19 protein-coding genes are annotated in these 22,861 nt (G+C 41.4%); 11 read left to right on the top strand and 8 right to left on the bottom strand.

What is annotated here, in order from left to right:
• Positions 1-17 precede the first annotated feature (17 nt).
• The 6 genes from V7K27_RS03325 (at position 18) to V7K27_RS03300 (ending at position 7,068) form a co-directional block, all read left to right on the top strand.
• Positions 18-1,541, top strand: a complete 1,524-nt coding sequence (locus V7K27_RS03325) for an HlyD family efflux transporter periplasmic adaptor subunit (protein WP_334944287.1) — start codon at positions 18-20, stop codon at positions 1,539-1,541.
• Positions 1,542-1,585: 44 nt separating this feature from the next.
• Positions 1,586-2,371, top strand: coding sequence for a peptidylprolyl isomerase (locus tag V7K27_RS03320; RefSeq protein WP_334944285.1), 786 nt, complete (start codon positions 1,586-1,588; stop codon positions 2,369-2,371).
• A gap of 432 nt (positions 2,372-2,803) precedes the next feature.
• The gene (locus V7K27_RS03315; protein ID WP_334944283.1) at positions 2,804-3,151 is read left to right on the top strand and encodes a hypothetical protein; all 348 of its coding nucleotides are present in this window, start codon (positions 2,804-2,806) and stop codon (positions 3,149-3,151) included.
• 457 nt (positions 3,152-3,608) lie between these two features.
• Positions 3,609-4,403, top strand: coding sequence for a hypothetical protein (locus V7K27_RS03310; RefSeq protein WP_334944281.1), 795 nt, complete (start codon positions 3,609-3,611; stop codon positions 4,401-4,403).
• A gap of 389 nt (positions 4,404-4,792) precedes the next feature.
• On the top strand, positions 4,793-6,013 hold the full coding sequence (locus tag V7K27_RS03305; RefSeq protein WP_334944279.1) for an MFS transporter: 1,221 nt from the start codon (positions 4,793-4,795) through the stop codon (positions 6,011-6,013).
• Between the two features lie 74 nt (positions 6,014-6,087).
• Positions 6,088-7,068 (top strand): hypothetical protein, encoded by a 981-nt coding sequence (locus V7K27_RS03300; RefSeq protein WP_334944277.1) that lies wholly within the window; start codon positions 6,088-6,090, stop codon positions 7,066-7,068.
• A gap of 165 nt (positions 7,069-7,233) precedes the next feature.
• Here V7K27_RS03300 and V7K27_RS03295 read toward each other — a convergent pair whose 3' ends face one another.
• Entirely contained in the window at positions 7,234-8,679 is a 1,446-nt protein-coding gene (locus V7K27_RS03295) for a deoxyribodipyrimidine photo-lyase, 8-HDF type (RefSeq protein ID WP_334944275.1), read from the bottom strand.
• Positions 8,680-9,028: 349 nt separating this feature from the next.
• Between V7K27_RS03295 and V7K27_RS03290 the strand changes: the two genes are divergently transcribed.
• Entirely contained in the window at positions 9,029-9,583 is a 555-nt protein-coding gene (locus V7K27_RS03290) for an acireductone dioxygenase (protein ID WP_334944273.1), read from the top strand.
• Positions 9,584-9,755: 172 nt separating this feature from the next.
• On the opposite strand, the gene V7K27_RS03285 is transcribed toward V7K27_RS03290, so the two are convergent.
• The gene (locus V7K27_RS03285) at positions 9,756-11,156 is read right to left on the bottom strand and encodes an amidohydrolase (protein WP_334944271.1); all 1,401 of its coding nucleotides are present in this window, start codon (positions 11,154-11,156) and stop codon (positions 9,756-9,758) included.
• 80 nt (positions 11,157-11,236) lie between these two features.
• Between V7K27_RS03285 and V7K27_RS03280 the strand changes: the two genes are divergently transcribed.
• The 3 genes from V7K27_RS03280 to V7K27_RS03270 all read left to right on the top strand — a co-directional run bounded on the left by V7K27_RS03280 (position 11,237) and on the right by V7K27_RS03270 (position 13,334).
• Positions 11,237-12,016, top strand: coding sequence for a cysteine hydrolase family protein (locus V7K27_RS03280; RefSeq protein ID WP_334944269.1), 780 nt, complete (start codon positions 11,237-11,239; stop codon positions 12,014-12,016).
• 349 nt (positions 12,017-12,365) lie between these two features.
• Positions 12,366-12,821, top strand: a complete 456-nt coding sequence (locus V7K27_RS03275) for a cupin domain-containing protein (RefSeq protein ID WP_334944267.1) — start codon at positions 12,366-12,368, stop codon at positions 12,819-12,821.
• Between the two features lie 189 nt (positions 12,822-13,010).
• Complete coding sequence (locus tag V7K27_RS03270) at positions 13,011-13,334, top strand: hypothetical protein (protein ID WP_334944265.1); 324 nt, start codon at positions 13,011-13,013, stop codon at positions 13,332-13,334.
• Positions 13,335-13,446: 112 nt separating this feature from the next.
• On the opposite strand, the gene hpnI is transcribed toward V7K27_RS03270, so the two are convergent.
• The 3 genes from hpnI to hpnJ form a co-directional block, all read right to left on the bottom strand.
• On the bottom strand, positions 13,447-14,664 hold the full coding sequence (hpnI, locus tag V7K27_RS03265; RefSeq protein WP_334944263.1) for a bacteriohopanetetrol glucosamine biosynthesis glycosyltransferase HpnI: 1,218 nt from the start codon (positions 14,662-14,664) through the stop codon (positions 13,447-13,449).
• Between the two features lie 340 nt (positions 14,665-15,004).
• Positions 15,005-15,898, bottom strand: a complete 894-nt coding sequence (gene hpnK / locus V7K27_RS03260; RefSeq protein ID WP_334944261.1) for a hopanoid biosynthesis-associated protein HpnK — start codon at positions 15,896-15,898, stop codon at positions 15,005-15,007.
• A 166-nt stretch (positions 15,899-16,064) separates the two neighbouring features.
• Positions 16,065-17,519, bottom strand: coding sequence for a hopanoid biosynthesis associated radical SAM protein HpnJ (gene hpnJ, locus V7K27_RS03255; protein ID WP_334944259.1), 1,455 nt, complete (start codon positions 17,517-17,519; stop codon positions 16,065-16,067).
• Positions 17,520-17,965: 446 nt separating this feature from the next.
• Here hpnJ and V7K27_RS03250 point away from each other — a divergent pair, with 446 nt between their 5' ends.
• The gene (locus V7K27_RS03250; RefSeq protein WP_334944257.1) at positions 17,966-18,277 is read left to right on the top strand and encodes a hypothetical protein; all 312 of its coding nucleotides are present in this window, start codon (positions 17,966-17,968) and stop codon (positions 18,275-18,277) included.
• 617 nt (positions 18,278-18,894) lie between these two features.
• Here V7K27_RS03250 and V7K27_RS03245 read toward each other — a convergent pair.
• The 3 genes from V7K27_RS03245 to V7K27_RS03235 form a co-directional block, all read right to left on the bottom strand.
• Positions 18,895-20,202 carry a CO2 hydration protein gene (locus V7K27_RS03245; RefSeq protein ID WP_334944255.1) on the bottom strand — a complete coding sequence of 436 codons (1,308 nt, stop codon included), beginning with the start codon at positions 20,200-20,202 and terminating at the stop codon, positions 18,895-18,897.
• 151 nt (positions 20,203-20,353) lie between these two features.
• On the bottom strand, positions 20,354-21,850 hold the full coding sequence (locus tag V7K27_RS03240) for an NADH-quinone oxidoreductase subunit M (RefSeq protein WP_334944254.1): 1,497 nt from the start codon (positions 21,848-21,850) through the stop codon (positions 20,354-20,356).
• Positions 21,851-22,138: 288 nt separating this feature from the next.
• Positions 22,139-22,852, bottom strand: a complete 714-nt coding sequence (locus tag V7K27_RS03235) for a carbonic anhydrase (protein WP_334944252.1) — start codon at positions 22,850-22,852, stop codon at positions 22,139-22,141.
• Positions 22,853-22,861: the final 9 nt, after the last annotated feature.

Below are 22,861 nucleotides of genomic sequence, written 5' to 3'. Positions count from 1 at the left end.
TGAATTTTGAATTAATTATGCGTTCACCATCTTCCAATCCATTAGATGCTCGAAAAGAAATGGATGAAAATAAAAAATATGTCGCTCTAGAAACAAAAGAAGTAGAACAATCTTTAGAAATACATTCTGTTACAGAAGAATTACTCGATGCTTTACCCCGTGTATGGACGCGTTCATTACTGTACTTACTCATTGCATTTGCGGCCGCCATCATACCTTGGGCAATGATTAGTCGCATGGATGAAACGGGAACTGCTAGAGGTAGGATTGAACCCCAAGGCGCAACTCAAAGATTAGACTCTCAATCTGGCGGTAGTGTGAAAGCTGTGAAGGTCAAGGAAGGGGAGCCAGTCAAAGCTGGACAGATTTTGCTCGAACTTGAGTCTGATATTTTACGAACCGACTTACAACAAGCACAGACAAAATTAGAAGGGCTACAAAATCGGCGATCGCAACTAGACCTACTCAAAAACCAACTGATGCTGTCAATAGGGGTACAAGAGCAACAAAATAAATCCCAAGAATTAGAAAAAGTTGCTCAACTTAATCAAGTACAGCAAAACATTGATGCCAAACAGAGTACTTATAACCTACAGAAGTTAGAAAAACAAGCCTTAGTTAATCAGGCAAAACAACAAATTAGCAACGTTGAGAACGATCAGCAGTCGGCTCAAGGTCGTTTGAGTATAGATGCTAGACAAGTCAAACGGTATAGCCAACTCGTCAAAGATGGTGCGGTTTCTCAAACCCAAGTAGACCAACTCCAAAAAGAAGAACAAGAAAGCCAACGACTTTACAAAAAAGCGCAATCTGACGTCAAACAAGCAAAATTCGGCTTAACTGAAGAGCAGAATCGTTATCAGACAACCATTAATCAGTTAGAGGCTGATATTAAACAAGCAAAACTCCGATTGCAAGAAGCTCAAAGCAGCTATCAAAGCGTGGTGCAAGCAGGGAAACTGGCGGTGATGAAGAGTCAGGAACAACTCAAAGACCTGCAAACACAAGTTGCTACACTTCAATCGGAAATTGCTCAAACTGGAAGCCAAATAACCTCTATCAGAATTCAAATGCAGCAGAGAACAGTGCGATCGCCCATTGATGGAACTATATACCAATTAAGCGTTACCAAATCGGGATCTGTATTGCAACCTGGCCAAATGGTCGCTCAAATCGCCCCTAAAAATGCTCCATTCGTCCTGAAAGCACAAATACCTAGTCAAAATAGCGGCTTCTTGCAAGTGGGTATGCCAGTCAAAATCAAATTTGATGCCTATCCCTTTCAACAATATGGCATAGTCCCAGGCACAGTTAGTTGGATTTCCCCAGACTCCAAAGTGCAGCAAACAGATCAAGCCAATGTTGATACCTACCAACTGGACATCACTATACCTAAACCCTACATCCAAAATGGTGACAAGCAAATAGCCCTACGTCCTGGTCAAACAGCTAACGCCGAAGTAATTGTCCGTCAACGGCGAGTAATTGACTTGATTTTAGATCCTTTCAAAAAACTACAAAAAGATAGTTTAGAGCCTTAGTTATCTCAATAACCCATAGCCTGACTTCTAAACATGGAGAGTTTATGTCGCAAACTTTAACTGTTACTACCAACGATATCATTCAGTACATCAAATATTCTTGGCTAATCCCTGGTGTGCTAGAAGCGATCGCCACTCAAAAAATTATTGCAGACACTGCCAATCAAGCAGGGATCACAGTCACCGAACAAGAAATACAACAAGAGGGAGACAGACTACGCTTTGTGAAAAAACTAGTCCGCGCCGAAGATACTTGGGACTGGCTGAAAAAACATCATCTGTCTCTCAAGGAATTTGAAGATTTAATCACTACTACTATTCTCTCTAGCAAGTTAGCAGAACATCTTTTTAGCCATCAAGTAGAGACTATTTTTTATCAAAACCAACTCGATTATATTGCCGCAGTCACCTATGAGGTAATTTTAGAAGATAGCGACTTAGCCCTAGAACTGTTTTACGCCATTCAACAAGGAGAAATCACCTTTCCTGAAATTGCTCGTCAATATATCCTTAATCCCGAATTGCGCCGCATAGGTGGATATCAAGGAATCCGACGACGTAGAGATTTTCGAGCAGAAATTGCTCCCGTAGTATTTGCTGCGGAACCACCACAAGTCCTTAAGCCAATTAGTACTTCCAAAGGAGTGTATTTAATTTGGGTGGATGAAATTATTCAACCTAATTTAGATGAGGAATTACGTCAACAACTTATTAACAATTTATTCGCAGTTTGGTTACACCATCAAGTTGAAAAAACTGAAATTCATAACCAACTAGATATAGGGGATGTTATATCATCTGTATCTCCAGAACTGCTGAAACAGGCTTAATGGAGTTAACTCATCCCCCGGCTTCAAGCCGGGGGGAAATCGAAGTCATTAGTCATTTGTCATTAGTACCAATGACCAATGACAAATGACTAATGACTAAAGCGGCGGGGCGGCTATCCCTCTACATACACCTGGGGATGGAGTTTACCGCCGCTTTCAATGAATAGTCATTTTTTTAGCTAATCCAGGGAGGAATTAGCTATTTTCTGCTGCGTATATGAAATATTAAAAGTACTAATTTACTGAATTAATAAACTAATTAAACTTATATAAAGCTGTCATCTTTTTTTTATAAATACGTCGAAATATAGATGAAAAATATTGAAAAGTAGCTTGCATTATTATTTACTTACGCATATAGTTAATTCAGTGAGCAAAAGAATAAATTGCTTACAAAAAAAGGTCTTAATCAATAGTTATTTGGAGACAATCATGATTATTTCAAACTTGAGTATTTTGGAAGCAGTTGAAGAATCCGCTAATATCCAAGGTGGAGATTCACCCTTCCTCAGCGCGCCTTTGGCTGCTTTATTTCCGCAAGTTGCACTATTTCCAAATAATAATGCTGGTGCTTCTGCTTCTGCTAATGTTATCAATCCTTTCGCACAGGGTGGTACTTTGACTGGAGTTGCTGTAACTAATGCTCAAGCCCTAACATCGGCAACCGTAGTTTTCGGTGTTAGCAGTAATGCACAGAGCTTGTCTGTAGCTTCCTCAGCTTTTGTACCAGGTCCAGGAGGTATTCCTCTTTTAGTCCCAAATGCACTTTTTAAACCCTAATTATTCATAAATTAGGAATTCCATAAAGTTTGATTTAATAGAGACGTTGCAAGCAACGTCTCTACATATCAAAAACTCTCATGTTTAGCCCTAAGTGACATACTCCCGACGCTGTCCCATCAGGGCAGCGCAGGCTTCTCACTTCACAGCTAAGTGTGCCATCAATAACTTTGCCAATTTATATCATGTCCGGCAAATTAGTTGTAATAAGTAAGTCGGCAAGAATAAATTAAACTATGTTAAGCAATGTAAATTTAATTAAATTATTCACGTCTACTTACTTATATCATTGCGATCGCAACTCTTAGAGACGCACTCGCGTTCACTAGGCTACGGCTGAAGCCAACGCAATGACAAACATAATTCTTGCTTGCATTGGGATGCTCCCAATCTTGGGTGTTGACTTATTGCATTTTAATGATACTATTCTAAAAAATGAAATTAAGGAGTAAGCCTTGTGGCATTTACGAAAAATCAATTATTCAAGTTATTCGTAAAATATTTCCCAGCAATTACAGCTATAATAACGGTTATCCCATTACCAGTTAAAGCAGCTACATTTTTAGTCAGCGAACGCGCTATTTTAGGAGGAAATGATGAAGTCGATTGGGCAAGTTTAGGTAAAGTATTTAATCCCTCTGCTCCTAAATTTTCTGATTTTTTACCTAACTCTTTTTCAGCAACATCGCAAGGTGGCTTAGGGTTGGATATAAATATAGCTCCAACCAATAAGACTGGGATTACTCCACCGTTTGTCTTTCAAACATTACCTTCACCTGGCATTCGGAGTAACTTTGCCCAAGGAGATTTTGTTCTCTTCGGAGGTATAGACCCAACAGGTTTTATCCCTCTTCCTCCTGGGACTCCTGATCCTGGTACTAAGGGGAACGGCGGGCCTTTTACCATTAGTTTTGCCCAGCCTGTTTTTGGCGCTGGTACTCAGATAGCTGTAGACACTAGTAATGTGCCAGCTGACATTTTTATCACCGCTTTTGATAACGCCAATAACCTGTTGGGTACTTTCTCAGTTCCAAATATTTCGTCCCTAGCATTAGATAATTCGGCAGCATTCTTGGGGATTCGTAGTGACACTCCAGACATCTCGAAACTCGTTTTTAGCAGTTCTGCTCCACAATATGGCTTGGCGATTAATCAGGTAAGCATTATTGCAGTTCCCGAACCAACTTATACTTTGGCAATATTAGCTTTTGGTGTTTCGGGTGCTGTTTTGAAACTACGCCAACGCACTTAATACTCCCACGATGTCAAAATAGCTTTGATTTCATAAGTTAGAGGTTTCGGACATACTCAAACTTATGTAAGTACGTAAGTTCCACATAATTTTTGTCTTTCGCCAAATTCAATTCAATGTCATACAAAGAATTAGAAAAAATCATAGACGCTAAGATACAAAAAGCTATACGGAAGCACGAAATGATAGTTGCTTTGATTAGTAGTATTATTGGCTTGATTTTTATAGTGGGTTTGTTCCACGCTATTTTCCTCAACCACACTCAAATTCAAGCACTTTACTTGAAGTGATTACTGTTTCATTCAATGGGTCTTTATGGTCAAGCGTTCCCTGATGTCCATAAAACTAATTCAAGTTACGCATATTTGTTATAAAAGCGAATTGCACCTATGGAGAATAAAAATAATGGCAGGGCTATATTCGTCTTATTTTTGACTATATTTATAGACTTGCTCGGCTTCGGAATTATCCTGCCGATATTGCCTTTGTATGCTGAACAATTCGGCGCAAAACCTAATGAAGCGACCCTACTTGTAGCTGTTTATTCTTTAATGCAATTCTTATTTGCACCATTATGGGGCAGCTTTAGCGATCGCTACGGTCGCCGTCCGATTTTATTACTTACTTTATTAGGTTCTGTAATTGCATACATCGGGTTAGGTTTTGCCAACTCATTATGGATTTTGTTTATTGCTCGTAGTCTTGCTGGGATTATGTCAGGGAATATTGCCACTGCTCAGGCGTACATCGCAGATATTACCACGCCAGCTAATCGATCTCGTGGCATGGGGATAATCGGAGCAGCTTTTGGTCTTGGCTTCATTCTCGGTCCAGCCATTGGAGGTCTTCTGATCGGCACTGATTCGGACAACGCTAACTTTCATCTACCATCGTTGTTCGCAGCCGGATTATCTTTATTGGCATTGCTTTGTGCTTTAATATTACTTCCAGAATCTTTAAATTCTGAGACTAAAGCCAAAATCCAAGTTCATCGCTACCGTCGGCGACGGCTGAACTTGCTACAGCTGTCACAGCGTCCACAGTTTTGTGTGCTTGTTGGCATCTACTTTTTAGTTACCTTTGCGGTTGCGGCTATGGACTCGACATTGGCTTTATGGTCTAAGCAGCAATTAAACTGGGGACCTCAACAAACTAGTTATCTTTTTGCCTTCATGGGGATTGTCAGCACAATCATTCAAGGAGGACTGATCGGATTCCTCAAGAGACACTTCGGTGAAATCAAGTTACTTACCTTGGGGATATTAGGATTAGGTTTAGGATTACTGCTAATTGGATTCTCACAAAGCTTAATTTTATTGTTGGTCGCCACCGCGCTTGTGGCATGGGGAATTAGTGTCAGCCAACCAATATTAAACAGCCTAATTTCCCAGATGACAGCCCCAGAAGAACAAGGGCAAATATTAGGAATTGCTAGTTCTTGCTCTGCGTTAGCACGCATCGGTGGGCCAACATGGGCAGGGGCTAGCTTTATGAAATTTGGGAGTTCTGCTCCTTTTTTGAGTGGATTTTTAATAATGCTGGTAGCTTTGACTCTTAGTTTGCGAGTGACTAAAAGCGCATCTGAACCAAACACAGAACGTGTCGCCTGAGAATCTAGGTAAAGAAGCCTTATCTGAGACTTCTCTCAAAATCTAAAATCTAAAATCTAAAATCCAAAATTGGTATGACAGGTCGCCGAGTATTGTTTTTAGGCATCTTTGTAAGCATTCTCCTCACCTACGCAATTTGGCTAGGTGGGGGCATTCCTGCAAGCATCACCAAACTTCCTGACCAAGGATTAAACTGGTACTACTGGAAGCTTCCCAACCCGACCTTTTGGAGTCGAGCGACGGCTTGGGGGATGTATCTTGGGCATCAGTTTAGCATCTGGGCGTGTATCTTATGGGCGCAGCGATCGCAGCTGAAATACAAATCAGCGTTGCACCCGATTAATTACCTCATGCTTGCCATTAATGGTGCATTCATCGCTTTACACTTTCTCCAGACCTATATTTGGTACGATGCTCTAGCTCAAGATACTTCAATTTTCGCTTCTCAAGGTGCGGTTGTCCTCCTACTGGTCTTCGTACTGATTTTGGAAACGCCTCGACGCGGTTTGTTTTTTGGTAATTCTGTTCCATTCCATCAACAGTTTTTGCAAATTATCAAGCTGTACCACGGCTATTTTTTCTCCTTCGCCGCTATCTACACCTTCTGGTATCATCCAATGGAAGCGACTTTGGGGCACTTAATTGGCTTTCTCTATATGTTCTTGCTTTTGCTGCAATCGTCGTTGATCTTTAACCGCAGTCATGTAAACCGTTGGTGGACATTCTCTTTGGAAATTACGGTGGTTTTACATAGTGTCATTGTGTCATTGATGCTAGGACAAAGCAAGTGGCCAACATTTCTCTTTGGTTTTCTTGGCATTCTGGTGCTTACTCAGCTTCACGGTCTACCTGTGGGTATCTCAACTAAACGTACTATCTACGGAGCCTTTTTAGTGAGTGTACTGGCCGTTTATGCGCTGACTGAACGCGGCTTGGGCAGAATTTACGAAGTAACCTATATTCCTCTGATTGAGTTTGGGCTGGTTGGCGCAATTTACTTAATCTTCCTGCTCATCTTATGGACAATTTCTCGTTTACCGAAAAATTTGGTTTAAGTTTTTTAAAAAACTAATACCGTTTCTTTGTGAGGCTGCGCCAAACCCTTTTAAGTTCTTTCTTTCTTTCTTTCTTTGTGTCCTTTGCGTCCTTTGCGGTTCGTTTTTCTTTCTTGTACTTAAATATGGTTTAGCGCATCTTCATACAGAATTGGTATAACAATTTTACTCACCACTACTAATATTTTTTTGCTGTTGATAACGCTGTTTAAACTGCTGTTGTTGTATTTTATGATCCACAATTTGCTCAGGATAGCCAACAGCATGACGTTCTAAAGATGAAATTTTACCAGTAACTAAATATTCTGTATCTACAGACCGCAATTCTGATACCCATTGCCGAATATATTCCCCTTCTGGATCGAATTTTTGTGTTTGACTGGCTGGGTTGAAAATCCGCACAGGTTTGGGGTCCATACCACTAGAAGCACTCCATTGCCAACCGCCATTATTAGCAGATAAATCTCCGTCAATCAACTTCTGCATAAAGTATTTTTCTCCCAATTGGGGATTAATTAGCAAGTCTTTAGTGAGGAAACTGGCGACAATCATCCGACAGCGATTGTGCATCCAGCCACTTTCGTTTAACTGGCGCATTGCTGCATCCACAATGGGGTAGCCAGTTCTCCCCTCACACCAAGCTTGGAAATATTCTTCGTTAGTTTCCCAAGGAAAGTTCTTAAAGAGGTCGCGGAAAGCACCATCAGCTAATTCGGGGAAGTTATACATTGCGTGTTGATAAAACTCCCGCCAAGCTAATTCCTGTTGCCATGTGCGGATATTAACTGCTGTTTCCTCACTGCGGCTGTTTTCTAGTGCTTCTATGGTGGCTTGCCAAACAGTGCGAATGCCAATTACGCCAAATTTTAATGCTGCACTCAGTTGCGATGTTCCCTCCACTGCGGGAAAATTTCGCTGTTCTTGGTATTCAGTAATCGCTTTAGTAGTAAATTCCTCTAGCCGTTCTTGCGCCGCCGCCTCTCCCGGTGAAATAATCAATTGTTCATCCCAGATAAATCCTAAATCTTTGGCTGAAGGTAATGCGATCGCTCCTGCAAGTTTGGCAATTTCCTGTTCAGCTTCTGTTAACCCCTCAACATTTTGCAGTGTTTCTACTGGTTGACTTTTTGGTTTAGTAATCCAATTTCTCCAAAAGGGTGTGTAAACCGTGTAAGGACTGTTACCACCCGTGCGGATCTCATCTGGGGAGTTGAGGATCTGATCCCAGTTATGCTTAAGAAACTGAATGCCTTTTTCTTTGAGGGCATTTATAATAGTGCGATCGCGTTCTTGTGAATAAGGTTCTACATCCCAATTCCAAAAAACAGCTTTGGCATTTATTGCCTCTGCTAAAGCTGGTATCGCTTGTACAGGATTGGCGTGGAGTATTAATAACTGGCTGCCAACTTGAGCATATCGCTCTTGAAGTTTCTGCAAACAGCCAATCATATAAGTTACTCTCACCGGAGCAATATCATCCCGTTCGAGAATATACGGATCAAGGCAAAACACACCCACCACTTTCGGACTCTGCCGTTTTGCCGCAGCCAGTCCCGTATTGTCAGAAATGCGTAAATCGCGCCGATGCCAAAACAAAATTAAGTCAGACATTCCATGCTGAATATAGTTCACCCGTACTAGCTTAGATGCTAGTGGTACCAATGAGCATCATTCTGGCGATAAATTTATTCTATTCAGGACTTACGCACTAAAAACTTGAAACCTCGATCCCCCCTAACCCCCCGATAAATTGGGGGGAAACTCAAAAGCCCCCTTTTTAAGGGGGTTGGGGGATCTCTTGTGCGTAAGTCCTGCTATTAATAGGCATTGGTTATTCCCCATTCCCCATGCCCCATGCCCCATGCCCCATTCCCCATTCCCCGGTTTGTCAATCGGTAATAGTGGCTTTTTAGCTAAAAATTGAGTATACTCTTTTTAACAGTTAATTAGTCCTTTTCTGATGGCTAACCTACTACTTGACGACGGCACAATTGAGAGTGATTTAGGCGAAATAGCTCGTGAACTTGCCCATCTTGGCATTCAACTCAGACACTACGACCCAGGAACATCGCTTCTCTTCCCCAATCTGCTAGACCAACATGTTTTAACTGAGTCTGAGAAACGTTATTGTGTAGAACTGCATAACAGCGTCTTTGAATTTATTCAGCAAGAGAATGGCGCTATCTGGTGTGACTTGCTAAATGTGCATCCAGGTTCCTTCAATCTTCACCAGCTGATAGCAACCTACGGCCGTTACCATACTCATTCTGTCGCTGAACCCCTCTACGTGTTGGCAGGAGAAATGATCTATGGCTTCGTGCGACCTGATGGCAGCCAAGTACAGCTTTTAGTTCAAGCACAAGACTATCTCTACATCCCCCTTGGCGTTGAGCATTGGTGCAGCCCAAGTGCTTCGTTGAATTTCAAAGCGGTACGCTATTTTGCGATCGCTGATGGCTGGGTTCCTAATTATACAGGAACTCATGTAAGTGATTCCCTTTACAAGCCGCGTTAAATAATTCGTAATACTTCGACTGCGCTCAGTACGAGTTCGTAATTCGTAATTCGTAATTAAGTAATGGATAGAGGATTTAGATTTAGACATCAAAACTTGCTGCCTGTCAAGAGGGGGGAATTAAACCCCTAAACTTTATTAAAGCTCAAAGTTGAGCTAAATTCGCGTTTTTTTATAATCCCATAACCGTGCGATAATGTGCTTCAATTTGCGCGACGGTTTCAGACTTGCGCTTTGTTTCCCATTGACTACGGTTAAATAATTCTTGTCGCAAATCATCAACATTAATTGTTGTCACTTTACCATCGGCAATAATTTGCTTACCATTTACCCAAGCACTATTAACAACATTCGTGGGACGACCTAAGACTAATAAGCCAATAGGATCTGTACGCGGAAGTAATGATAAATTGGTGAGGTCATAAAGTACCAAATCGGCTTGTTTGCCGACGGTTAAAGAACCGAGTTTATCTGCTAAATTGAATCCTTTTGCACCTCCCAAAGATGCCATTTCTACGGCTTGTCGGGGCGTAATCCAGTGTTGATAATCTGAGTCTGTAATATTATGTAAAATAGAACCTATTTTGATGGCTTCTAGCAAATCTTGAGAGTCATTACTCGAAGCACCATCACAACCAAAAGTTACATTTATTCCAGCTTGGCGATATTTTAAAATTGGGGCGATACCACTGCCTAAACGCAGATTACTTAAGGGATTATGAACAACTGTAGATTGAGTTTCGGCGAGGATGGCGATATCAGCATCATTTAACCAGACGCAATGAGCTAGAGTTGTGCGATCGCTCAAAAACCCGATTCTTTTCAAATGTTCCACAGCAGTACAACCGTACTTTTCTTGGGCGAGTTTTTGCTGTGCCCTGGTTTCGAGTAAATGGGAGTGACGACAAAGATTATAGCGATCGCTTAACTCAGTACACCCCTCAAATAAAGCATCAGTACACAATTGAATCCCCGTTGGTGCAACTAAAATACTCACACCTTCATCCGGGCGATGAAACTGTCTTACTGCCTCTTCGATAATTTCTAATGTTGCCGCAGTTGAGCGAAAATAAGGCTGATGACTTTGGGCTGATTCCCCGGATGGCATACCTGCGGAGAGGGATTCATCTTGAATTAAGGGGGCGATAAAGGCACGAATTCCCACTTCTCTGTAAGCGCGAGTTGCAATGGCGATCGTTTCTAACTCAAGTCCGGGAATTAACACCAGATGATCTACCACACTCGTACCGCCGGAAAGTAGGGTTTCCACCGCAGTACCCAAAGCACTTAGATAAACCTGTTCGGGATCGAAGGGGGCAAAATCATACAGTTGGGCCAACCATAATTCTAAAGGGAACATTGACATGATTCCTCGCTGCCACATCTCTGATGAGTGGGTGTGGGCGTTGAAAAAGCCAGGTAGCAATAGCTTATTTTTGGCATCGATCGCAGTGCCAATTACTTGTAGATTGGGGGAAATGGCTGCGATCGCGCCATCTACAATCTGTACATCTACGGTTGTATAATCCTCACCGACGGCAATCATCACATTCTGGATGGTGAAACTTACCATATTTAACCTTGATTAAGTAATCGTATTTTCAACCGAATTTCAAGTTACAAAATAGAAAATGGTGTTGGGTATTGCAATTTATGAATTTACCATTACGGACATTGGGAGTTGCGCCAAATGCGTGGACAGTGAATGATGCGATCGCAGACATCACTCGTCTTCAAAAGACCCCACAACTCGTTATTTTATCAACAGAAACTAAAACCCTGCGCCTAGACTTAGCAAAAGCTGCGATCCTCGTCATTGATATGCAAAACGACTTCTGTCACCCTGATGGCTGGTTAGCGCATATCGGCGTAGACGTAACTCCGGCGCGTCAGCCTATTGACCCTTTAAACAACTTACTTCCAGAACTGCGTGAGGCTGGTGTTCCAGTCTTTTGGGTAAATTGGGGAAATCGTCCCGATTTGCTCAATATTAGTGCTGGTTTGCGTCATGTCTATAATCCCACAGGAGAGGGTGTGGGATTGGGCGATCCACTGCCAAGTAATGGTGCTAGAGTACTCATGGCAGGTAGTTGGGCAGCAGCAGTAGTAGACGAACTCCAACAGATTCCCGAAGATATTCGTGTGGACAAATACCGCATGAGTGGGTTTTGGGATACGCCATTAGATAGTATCTTGCAGAATCTGGGAAGGACAACATTATTTTTTGCTGGCGTTAATGCCGATCAATGTGTGCTAGCCACATTATGTGATGCCAACTTCTTAGGATATGACTGCGTGTTAGTTAAAGACTGCACCGCCACAACTTCTCCTGAATATTGTTGGCTGGCGACATTGTATAACGTTAAACAATGCTTCGGTTTTGTCACTGACTCCCAAGGGATTTTAACAGCGTTGCAAAAGAATGAGGAGTAACTCAATTTTGGATTTTGGATTTTAGATTTTAGATTGACCTGATGCTTGAATACTCTTTCTTAGCTCAAGAATTTTAGATTTCTTCTCGCGTTGAAATTTGCTTGCTCTCAGACATTTTTAAATTTTGGACTTCAGCGTGAGCGCTTAGTCGAACGGTTTTGAATTATTCAATCCCTTCTCCCAAGGGGAGACGCTGCGCGAACGGCTTGGTGCAGTCGCTCATGGGGGAAACCCCCAAGACCGCGCTGCTTCACCAAAATCCAAAATTTAAAATCTAAAATTCTGTGATTCAGGACTTGGATTTTAGGAATTTTCATATCCATCGAGAACTTCAGAAGGGATAAATTAAATGTACGCGACTCGTTGTGTAATTCCGGTTATCAAATCTCCCAAAGATTACCAAGTATATCGCATTAGTCCCAATGACTCTAATCGATTAGCAATTATCTTCGATTCGACAAATGCTAATACTTCATTGACTTGCTGCATCGAAATTTTTGATGTTGGTGGTCAAACACCGCCAAATCGCCATCAGTGGGCGGTGGAAATGTTTTTCATCCTCAAAGGGGAAGCGATCGCTATCTGTGACGGCAAGAGTGCCACGATCAAAGCTGGAGATAGTTTATTGGTGCCTGCCACTGGTACTCATTTGATTAAAAACACTGGTTCTACTCGCTTGTATACGTTGACTGTTATGGTTCCCAATGAAGACTTTTCGGAATTGATTCGCAGTGGTATTCCGGCGGAGTTAGATGCAGAAGATATGGCAGTACTGGGGAGATTAAATGCTTTGATGCCCTGTTAAAATAATTCGGAATTCGTAATTGAATTAGTATACTAGCCCTAGCGAATAAAATTCGCGGCTATACAGACAAAACCCACCTCCGTGGGTTAAAAAGTCTTGGTACAAATCCCCTAATTTTAATTATGGGGATTTCTCTGTTCACTTTTAATGTATTTTGCTCAATTCAACCTATATTAACTAATTCTTAACATGAAAGAAACAGTAACTCTGTATCGCCCCACTGGGCCAAAAGAGCTAGAACTTGTTAAACAAAACGACTACACTAAATGGCCGCCAAGACTACCTGAACAGCCAATTTTTTACCCAGTTACAAACGAAGAGTATGCTCAGGAAATTGCAACTAAATGGAATGTTATGGACAGTGGTGTGGGTTATGTTACACGGTTTTCGGTAGTAATGTTGCAAAAAAATTGCTTTGTTGGGTGGAGGCTTTGCGTAACCCAACATCCTGATATATGTTGGGTTACGCTCCGCTCCACCCAACCTACGTCTAAGTCTAATGCACTATTTTAGCCTAGACAGTCCACTACGTGCATTTCATTAATCTTATACTAGTCCTATAGACAAGTTACTCAAGCCCCTTGTTAAAATAATTCGTAATTACTTAAAGGTAGCTAAACTTCCGCTACAGTGTCCTAGTCAAAACCTTAATTGATAATTGATAATTTTTGTCTTCTTGTACTAGTAACTTTCCATCTTTAGTTAGCTTCAGTTGCTGTCCCCGCCATTCTATAGTGTTGCCTATAAAGCCAAAACACCAAATAGCAAAGCTTAACAAATCGCAGCAAGGAACGAGCCACAGAAACTTTTTGACAATTGGATCTTTCAAACTGATAGTACCAACAACCCAAGCCATCACCAATCTTGTTACCCAACAGATACATAGTCCTAGCCATCCTAATATTGAACCATCCGTGGCAATTAGCAGCAGCAAGCTGGTGACGACACCATAGGTAAAAATTAGTCCTAGATAACCCCAAGGACGAGAAACTCGTTTACCACGCGCCCAACGAATCTGGCGCTTGATGGCATCAACTAAGTTGTTGCTTATTTGTACATGTTCAACAACATAGTCGGAAAGCACAACTTTGTAACCTGCTTGGACAGGTAGATAGCCAAGTTGGAAATCATCTGCCAGATAATCAGCAATTGCTTCAAATCCACCGATGGCTTCTAGTACTTTTTTCGGGATGACAATGGTGGAGCCGAAGGCATATTTTATACCATTATCCTTGATGTTGCTGACTAAAACCCCAGCATGAAACTCAGTAGTAGTACCAGTAGCCTCTAATGTCGATATCCATCCTTGAGTTAAGGTTCGATACATACAGGTAACTACACCCACGCTTTCGTCTTGTAACGGCTGGACAACTCTTTGCAAATAATCTCTTCCAACTCGGATATCACTATCAGCAAGAAGTAAAATTTCGTATTTAGCTTTGGCTGCGGCATTGGCCAAGTTGCTAACTTTGAGGTTTGTGCCGATGATGCGATCGCTTACAATTAACAGAATATCCAAATCTGAAAAATTATGGATGATTTTCTCTACAACCTCTATGCAAGGGTCTTTAGAGTTTCGCACAGCAAAGATGATTTGATATTCTGGATAGTCCTGCTGACAAAATGAGGCGAGGTTTTCATAAGCATCGCTATCAAGCCCACAAATTGGTTTGAGGATACTAACAGGTGGATGAAACTCTAGATCAATTGGCCGGGGATCAGCAGAAAAAGTTATTGCTGCATAAATTGCATAACTATAAAACCAGACAGATAATATACACAAAATTAGGAGGAAATCAATGATAATTATGTGAAAATTTGTTAAGAGAGTAGATGCAAACATGGAATTGATTAGCAGGCAAGTAATATTAGCATTTTCTAGATTAGCTGCCGAGAGTTTAGGACTTTTTTATGTCTATTAAATGAAATTGGGATGACAAAGTTATTACAAAGAAAGGCAGAGGGCAGAGGGCAGAAGGCAGAAGGTAAGAAAGTATAATGAGAACTAAAGTTTCAGAGTTTAAAGCTCAGTAAAAATAAATAATTATACCGAGACTGCTTGCAGCGAGGTATAAAATGTCCAAGTTTTCAATCTCACCCAATTAACTTTCTTGGGTTCCTTCTGCCTTCTGCCTCCTGCCTTCTGCCTTCTGAATTTTGAATTCTGAATTCTGCCTTCTTCTTTAGGTGGTACGTTGGGATAGTAAATGGTGGTTGGTAATTTCAAAGCCGTTACTAAGGAGCGCTTCGCGTACCTGACTACTTAACAAAGCAGCAAGTTCTGCTTCACCTACCCCGATAGCTCCATTTAAAGGATCACCATGAATAGCGTTGGAGAAGCCCACCGTAGGCATCGCCGGATGAGAGTAAATCTCCACCAAGTTTGCCTGGATTTGGGGTATCAATCCAAGTAAGTATTCCTCTGTAATCCCACCAGTTTGTAATAAACCGTAAACTCTTTGGGTAAAGCTAATACCTTGGGATTTTAGCATCTTCTCACCATACTGGCGTAGTCTGCCGAATACTCCTGACCAAACTAGCTTTGTCAGCAGATGACTGCGATTAAGTCTGAGGGTAAACCCCAACTCCTCACTGGGAAGACGAATTACTTTAATATCAAATTCTGGTGCTAGGTCAACTAAAATACGCAAGACGACTGGATGAATATGCAAATGCAAATGTCCATCCACATGAGAGAGAGGTAAACCAGTTGAACGGTATTTTTCCAACTGGGCGCGAATTTCTTGCCGCAGTTCTTGACGGGTTTCTCTGACAAATTGATAGCGCAACCCGGCGCTCAATGGACTGTTGGAAAAGTTACCTTGTTTGTCAACTAAATGGGGAATTTGCTCTGGCGGTAGGACAGAGCGTCCACATATCAATACAAGATGTAGACCAACAGCTAGGGTTGGGTGGGCAGTTGCCAAGGTGACAGCCTCTTTTGCAGCATCAGCGCTCACCATCAAGCTGGTACTCGTTAGGACTCCTTGTTTGTGTGCTTTGATAATTGCTTGATTAACTCCTTGGGAGAAACCAAAGTCATCACCATTGATGATGGCGAATCGCTTTGCTTGCATAGGTTTTGTATTTTTTCTGATAATTGAGCTATTGAGTTAGGGATTTCCAGGAAATAAATTAAACGAACCACAGAGACACAGAGAACGCAGAGGAATGAGGAAGAGAGAGTTTTTTGGAAGTGCCTTAGACTTATGCCGATCCCAATCCAAAAAGAACAATCAACTACTAACCAACAACTACTGATTCGGCTTTCGCAGTTGCTTGGGTGCGACGATCTTTTAAGTAGGAGAAAAATTCCCGCCCTTCACGCAGACGGCGCACTAACATTTGGGGATCACTGAGCATTTCAGTGACAATTGGGATGATCGCTCTAGGACGAAAGTAGAACTTCCGATACATCTTCTCAACTGCATCCTCAATCTCAGCACTGGAGAGATTTGGATATTGCAATGTGGACATTTGAATTCCTGAAGTGGCAACTAAGGAACTGTTGCTAAACCAATTATTTTCTTGTGCTTGACGATAAAGTTCTGTTCCGGGATAGGGAGCTGCGATCGAAACCTGAATTGTATGAGGACTAATATCGCAAGCAAAGCGAACTGTTTCTTCAATTGTTTTTTGGGTTTCGTCGGGTAAACCAATGATAAATGTGCCGTGTACGGTAATGCCAAGTTTATGACAATTGTCCATAAACTTCCGCGCTACTTCTAGCTTGACTCCTTTCTTAATCCCATCCAAAATTTGCTGATTGCCAGATTCAAATCCTACTAATAATAGCCGTAAACCATTATCACGTAGTTGTTTGAGGGTGTCATAGTCGAGATTGGCACGGGCGTTGCAACTCCAAGTCAGTTTGAGTCGCTGCATGTGTTCGCTAATGGCGATCGCACGATGTTTGTCTATAGTAAAGGTGTCGTCATCAAACATATATTCTCGCACCTTGTCGCCGAAGATCGCTTTAGCTTCTTCCATCTCGCGCCCAACAGCTTCTGGGCTTTTAGTGCGGTATATGTGTCCTCCAATTGTTTGCGGCCAAAGGCAGAAGGTACATTTTGCCGGACAGCCCCGCCCAGTATAAAAGGAAATGTATGGATGCAACAAGTAGCCGATAAAGTATTTGGTAATATCTAAATCACGGTGATAAATCGGCAATACACTGGGCAGAGAATCCCAATCGTGAATCAAGGGGCGGTCTTCATTATGACGTATATTACCCTGGCGATCGCGGTAGCTTAGACCTGTGATTTCCTCCCAAGATTTACTTTCTGCTAATTCCTTGCAGGTATAATCAAATTCGTGGCGACACACAAAGTCAATGATTGGGTTTTCAACCAGCGTCTGTTCTGGTAATACTGCTACGTGCGCTCCAATCAAGCCAATCTGGATATCAGGGTTTTGAGCTTTGATTGTCTCGGCGCACTTCACATCATTAGGCAGCGAAGGCGTGCTGGTGTGCATGATAATTAGCTCGTAATCTTGAGCAATTTCGATCACATCTTCTACTGTTTGACCATGTGGTGGTGCATCGATCAGCTTACTACCAGGTACAAGGGCTGCGGGTTGCGCTAGCCATGTCGGATACCAGAAGGAAGTAATCTCCCGCTTGGCTTGGTATCGTGAACCTGCTCCACCATCAAACCCATCGAAGGAAGGAGGACTGAGAAACAAAGTTTTTTTCACAGGTATATTTCCTTATATATAGTTTGGACGTTTTAGCTAATACTTTTTTAGGATAAAACCCCAAAAGTAGCATAGCTGATCCCAGTCCGAAATGATTCATTCAAGAAGAATTCTGAATTCTGAATTCTGAATAAGAAAGTGGGGATTCAGTAGAAAGTCGGAGCTGCGGCTGATGCCGATGTTTAAATCCCCGTCTGAAAAGGACGCTTTAGACCTCTTGCATAAATCACCTTCCATTCCTCTCTCCTAAAAGGAGAGAGACTTTGAATCTTACTCCCCAACGCTAGTAGGGAAGGGGCTGTTCTTGTTAGGTCTGTATTGCAAACCCAGAAGCGCTATAGTAATTTGTTAGGTTTATTATGAGTCTATTTATACTGTTGTGGTAATTAAGCTGTTAAGTAAGTAATTTTACTAATGCTGCGCCTGCCACTATTCAGATAAAGTATGTGAAATCAATTCCACAAAAAAGTAATAATATGGCAAGTAAAGAATGGAAAGAATGGCATTTAACACCTAATGGATGGGTTGCAGGTACATTCCAACACGATTTTGGACGTAATCAAGTTACCCTGCCTGAAAATAGAGTACTAACTTGTGTTTATAAAGAGACTATAGGCCCTGATAATAATGCATTATCGGGCTACGGTCAACCAGGTTTTTATAAGGATACTAACGCTAGTGTTACTTGGGATTGTTCAAATACTCAGCTGATATCTGAGCTTTTAGAGAAATTCGGTTCTTGTCCAGAGCATTTGTAGGCATATATCAATCTATAGGACTCATATTTTATTTTTGAACAACTAAGTACAGAACACCACAAAAAAGGTATAGAATTTAATCATTCGTAGGTTGGGTAGAACTTTAGTGTTACCCAACATCAAGTCTCAATAGTTCCGAACCCCTTTTACAGTGACGTGTACTAAGCTGCCTAGAAGCTTGACATACATAATTTTCCTTATTAGGATACTGAGCAAGATTCAAGTAGGATTACTTTTGATATTTACTTATATATATGCTTAAAAAAATATATCTAGAGTTTTATTTATGTTTGAGATAATTTTGTTAAGTGCATTTCTTATTCCATTATCTATGGCTTTAGGACATTTTTTAGATTATGATAAAGTTCAAGATATGAGTAAAAATGAATATAAATTACATTTTAAGGTTTTAATATTTAAATGTTGGTTGGTTCTATTTTTACCTATCTGTTGTTGGATGTATTTTCAAGCAACGCATGAATGTACTAGGAAATTATTTTAAATAATTGACTAAAATCAATATTTCTTTAGCAAATAATTTATCTACTGATAAATCATAAGTATCTGAATGTTTCTCATAAAAAAGCCCCCTTCAAAATGGGGGCTGGAGGGATTTATTATCTATAATCTTGGTTTTGAATACTCCCCAAACGAGCAGCATCACGAATGTTATATTCGGGTCGAGTAAAGCGATTTAGCTGCATTTCAAAGAAATCTCGATTTGCTTGTAAATGCTGAAGATTTTGGTCATCTAATGGATATAAAAGTGCAGTTCGCAAAGCTTGAATTACCGCAGAAGTAACACAATACATTGAGCGTTGAAAACTAACTCCCAACTGAATCAACATATCTTCTTCACCCCGGCAATGTTGGCTGTAGTAATCAACAAGATATGGGGGCAAAAAATGCAGCATATCTTGCATTAATAATGTGGGAGGAATGCCAGCAGTACCCACTGGAAATACATCAGCGTAAAGAATACCATAGTGAAAATCTTTTTGGTCTTCTGGTACTTGACGCGCTTGAGCATTATAAGATTTTGTCCCTCGGAAGGGTGCAGTACGGTAGAAAACTGCTTCTACATAGGGTAAAGCGGCTTCATATAGCCACATGAAACCCTTAGATTTGGGGACAATTTCATAGCATTCGCCACGAATATAAACGTGATGGTAAATGGGACGACCTGCGATCGCAAATATACCATTAACTAAAAAGCTCATCGCCTCTGGGACGCTGCTAATTGTCCCTTCGTCATAGCGGTCGGACATTTCAAAGAATACTGGGGCCATGACTTCCCAGAATAAGCCCAGATTAGCGTAGTATGACATCTGGCGGCACTGTTCCAAAAACATATCGGGGAACAGCTTGTAAAGTCCCAGCATTACGGGATTCCCTTGGAAGTAAGCTTTAATTGCCTTGTCAGCGTTGGCTTTGTATTCTTCTGAATCTAGGTAAGGGTCAAATTGTCCACCCATCCCTCTGTGCCATAACATTGCCCGCATACAAGCTTCCGCAAATTCCATGTTAATGCGATCGTGGAACAAGTGATGCAACAACTTGGGCATTTTGAAAGTTTCACCCTTCTCAATAAATGCCAAAAGTTCTGGATGTGCAGTAGCTTCGCCGCGCCAAATTCGTAAATCGGCATCATCGCCAGCATAATGATTATGCAGTTCTAAATACTCTTTGGGTAAGAAGTATTTAAAGAAAGGCAACGGGTTTAAAAATTCGCGTTCGGCAATATAAAGCAGGTCACGCCAGTAAAAATCCATCGGCACAGCATAAGCTTTGTATAAACCGATGATTTGCATCAAATTTTCTGGGGTATCAGGTAACATTGCACCGCCTGCTTCTAGGCGATGGATTACTTCGGCAAATTCGTGCTTTGAAGGAGGTAATTTAATTGCTGTTTTAATTGCTGTCATGGTAATGAGTAAATTGGTAGAGACGCGATTTATCGCGTCTAAGATTTATCGCGTCTAATGGGATAGGTTTTGAAAGGTGATTTATCGCGTCTGGGGGATAGGTTTTGAGACGCGATTTATCGCCGTCTCTACAAGTGTTTTGATTTATTTCCTATTTCACCGCTACTTGAGAGACTACGGTTTTTTCCAAAGAGGGAATTGCAGTCACCATTGTTGTAGTTGTGGATTCACTCCAACGCACTAACCAAGTCGGTTGTACTCCCAAAAAGATGATAAAAGCTGCCAAAATTAAAGCTGGTATTTTCTCAGACCATAAAACTTTGGGATAGTAGGCTAAGTTATCGAGTCTGCCAAAACAGGTACGGTTGAGGAGAATCACAAAATAAACTGCGGTTAATCCACTAGCGACTACACACAAAATTGTCGAGATGGGAAAGACAGAGAAACTACCTTGAAAGACGATAAATTCGGCGATGAATCCTGTTAAACCGGGAATACCAGCACTAGCCATACCACTTAAAACTAGTAAGGCGCTAATTAGAGGTAAACCGCGTATGGGACTCATTAAACCATTGAGTTTATCTAACTCGCGGGTGCCAACTTTGGCTTCCACGACTCCAACCAAATGGAAAAGAATCGCCAGGATGATACCGTGGCTAAACATTTGGGCGACTGCACCCACAAGTGCTAAGGAAGTACTGGCGGCAGCAGCTAGCAATACATAGCCCATGTGACCGATGGAACTGTATGCTACCATGCGCTTGATATCTTTTTGAGCGATCGCAATTAGTGCCCCATAGATGGCGTTGACTGCTCCCCAAATTGCCAAAGTCGGTGCAATAATACTCCAAGCATGGGGAAACATACCCAACCCAAATCGCAGCAATCCATAGGTTCCCAGCTTTGCCAACACGCCACCAAGAAGAATAGCAATTGGTGCTGAAGCCTCAACATAAGCATCGGGTAGCCAAGTATGGAAGGGAACTAAGGGAATTTTAATCCCAAAACCTAATACTATTCCTACTAGTAAAAGGATTTGTTTGGCTATCGACAAGTTTTCTGTAGAGACTGCATCAAAAGCAAAATTGGTAGAACCACTCAGCCACACCATACCCAAGAATGTCGCCAGAATTAAGGCTCCTGAAACAGCAGTATAAATCAGGAATTTAATCCCAGCATAACCCCGTTTTTCTCCTCCCCAAATTGAAATCAGTAAGTAGAAGGGGATTAATTCTAGTTCGTAGAACAGGAAGAATAGCAGCAAATTTTCCGCGAGGAAAGCACCTGCGACTCCTCCACTAACTAATAAAATCATGGAGTAGAATAGCCGGGGGCGTTCAGTTTCTTTACTACTGCTGTAAATAGCAATCCAGGTGAGCAGGCTATTTAACACCAACATCAATATAGAAAGCCCATCAACACCTAATTGATAGCTCAAGCCAAGAGTTTCATTCCAGGGCAAATACTCTTGAAATTGCATTCCTGGATTGCTGATATCAAATTTCAGCAGGATAAAAATGTTCCAAAAGAGAACTATCCCAGAAAAAATTAATGCTGTTAACCGAATGCGATCTTTAGGGATATTTAGAGGTAGTACCGCGATGAAAATAGCAGCGAAAATTGGCAGCCAAATCAAGACACTTAACATGGTAATTTTGTCCTTTGTCCTTTGTCTTTTGTTATTTGTTATTTGTCCTTTGTTATTTGTCCTTCGTATTTTATGACCTACTCTTAGAGGTTGTTTGAAACGTCCTATTGTCGGGATAAAAAGTTTTAGATCCCCCTAAATCCCCCTTCAAAAGGGGGACTTTAATTCCGGTTCCCCCTTTTATAAGGGGGGTTAGGGGGGATCTAAAAGTGCCTAAAGTCACAGCAAAACACTTTTTAAATAACCTCTTAGCCAATGACCAATGACTAATGACAAAGGACAAAAAAGCTAGCCTACTATACTGATTTTGCCAGTATCTAAATCGTAATAAGCTCCGACTATTTTCAGCTTTTCTGCCTTGATTAACTCAGATAAAACTGGCGATGAATTCAATTTTTTAATTTGTGCCAAAACATTTGCTTTACAAGCGTTTTCTAACTTATCTCCTGATTTTCCTTTTGAGCTTTCTACACTCGGTTTAATCGCCTCAAGCAAACTTCCGATTTGCCCTGGTACTTCAGCACCTTTGATTGCGGCATCTACCGCACCACATCTTTCATGCCCCACTACCATAATGACTTTGGAGCCTAATACTAAACTGCCAAATTCTAGGCTACCAATTTCTTCTCGTGTGGCAATATTACCAGCTACACGGCAGACAAATAAATCTCCAAGTCCTTGGTCAAAGACAATCTCTGAAGGTACTCGTGAATCTGCACAACTGAGAATAGAAGCAAAGGGCTTTTGACCTTTGGCAACTTCGGCTAAACGTGAATATGTTTGGTGTGGATTAAGACGTTTTCTTTGGGCAAATCTTTGATTCCCATCTAATAACTCTTGCAATGCCTTATCGGGGGTAATCTCATCTTCTACTGGGGCAATTTCTGCTGCAAGTAAGTTTGAACTAAGTCCAGCTGTCAACACACTTGTACCGATCGCACCTGCACCAAACTTGAATAAACTTCTTCTGGAAAGATTTATCCGGGGATGTTGTCTGCTCATGAAATTATT

This window comes from Nostoc sp. (assembly GCF_036919575.1).
In the GTDB taxonomy this organism is placed as follows: domain Bacteria; phylum Cyanobacteriota; class Cyanobacteriia; order Cyanobacteriales; family Nostocaceae; genus Nostoc.
This window is presented reverse-complemented; position numbering and strand designations above follow the sequence as displayed.

Bases quoted from the DNA above. Each gene is read 5' to 3' on its own strand.
- V7K27_RS03275 (WP_334944267.1), top strand. From the start codon at position 12,366: ATGTACGCGACTCGTTGTGTAATTCCGGTTATCAAATCTCCCAAAGAT.
- V7K27_RS03285 (WP_334944271.1), bottom strand. From the start codon at position 11,156: ATGGTAAGTTTCACCATCCAGAATGTGATGATTGCCGTCGGTGAGGAT.
- V7K27_RS03315 (WP_334944283.1), top strand. From the start codon at position 2,804: ATGATTATTTCAAACTTGAGTATTTTGGAAGCAGTTGAAGAATCCGCT.
- V7K27_RS03290 (WP_334944273.1), top strand. From the start codon at position 9,029: ATGGCTAACCTACTACTTGACGACGGCACAATTGAGAGTGATTTAGGC.
- V7K27_RS03320 (WP_334944285.1), top strand. From the start codon at position 1,586: ATGTCGCAAACTTTAACTGTTACTACCAACGATATCATTCAGTACATC.
- V7K27_RS03295 (WP_334944275.1), bottom strand. From the start codon at position 8,679: ATGTCTGACTTAATTTTGTTTTGGCATCGGCGCGATTTACGCATTTCT.
- V7K27_RS03325 (WP_334944287.1), top strand. From the start codon at position 18: ATGCGTTCACCATCTTCCAATCCATTAGATGCTCGAAAAGAAATGGAT.
- hpnI (WP_334944263.1), bottom strand. From the start codon at position 14,664: ATGTTTGCATCTACTCTCTTAACAAATTTTCACATAATTATCATTGAT.
- V7K27_RS03300 (WP_334944277.1), top strand. From the start codon at position 6,088: ATGACAGGTCGCCGAGTATTGTTTTTAGGCATCTTTGTAAGCATTCTC.
- V7K27_RS03240 (WP_334944254.1), bottom strand. From the start codon at position 21,850: ATGTTAAGTGTCTTGATTTGGCTGCCAATTTTCGCTGCTATTTTCATC.
- V7K27_RS03280 (WP_334944269.1), top strand. From the start codon at position 11,237: ATGAATTTACCATTACGGACATTGGGAGTTGCGCCAAATGCGTGGACA.
- V7K27_RS03245 (WP_334944255.1), bottom strand. From the start codon at position 20,202: ATGACAGCAATTAAAACAGCAATTAAATTACCTCCTTCAAAGCACGAA.
- V7K27_RS03305 (WP_334944279.1), top strand. From the start codon at position 4,793: ATGGAGAATAAAAATAATGGCAGGGCTATATTCGTCTTATTTTTGACT.
- hpnK (WP_334944261.1), bottom strand. From the start codon at position 15,898: ATGCAAGCAAAGCGATTCGCCATCATCAATGGTGATGACTTTGGTTTC.
- V7K27_RS03235 (WP_334944252.1), bottom strand. From the start codon at position 22,852: ATGAGCAGACAACATCCCCGGATAAATCTTTCCAGAAGAAGTTTATTC.
- V7K27_RS03270 (WP_334944265.1), top strand. From the start codon at position 13,011: ATGAAAGAAACAGTAACTCTGTATCGCCCCACTGGGCCAAAAGAGCTA.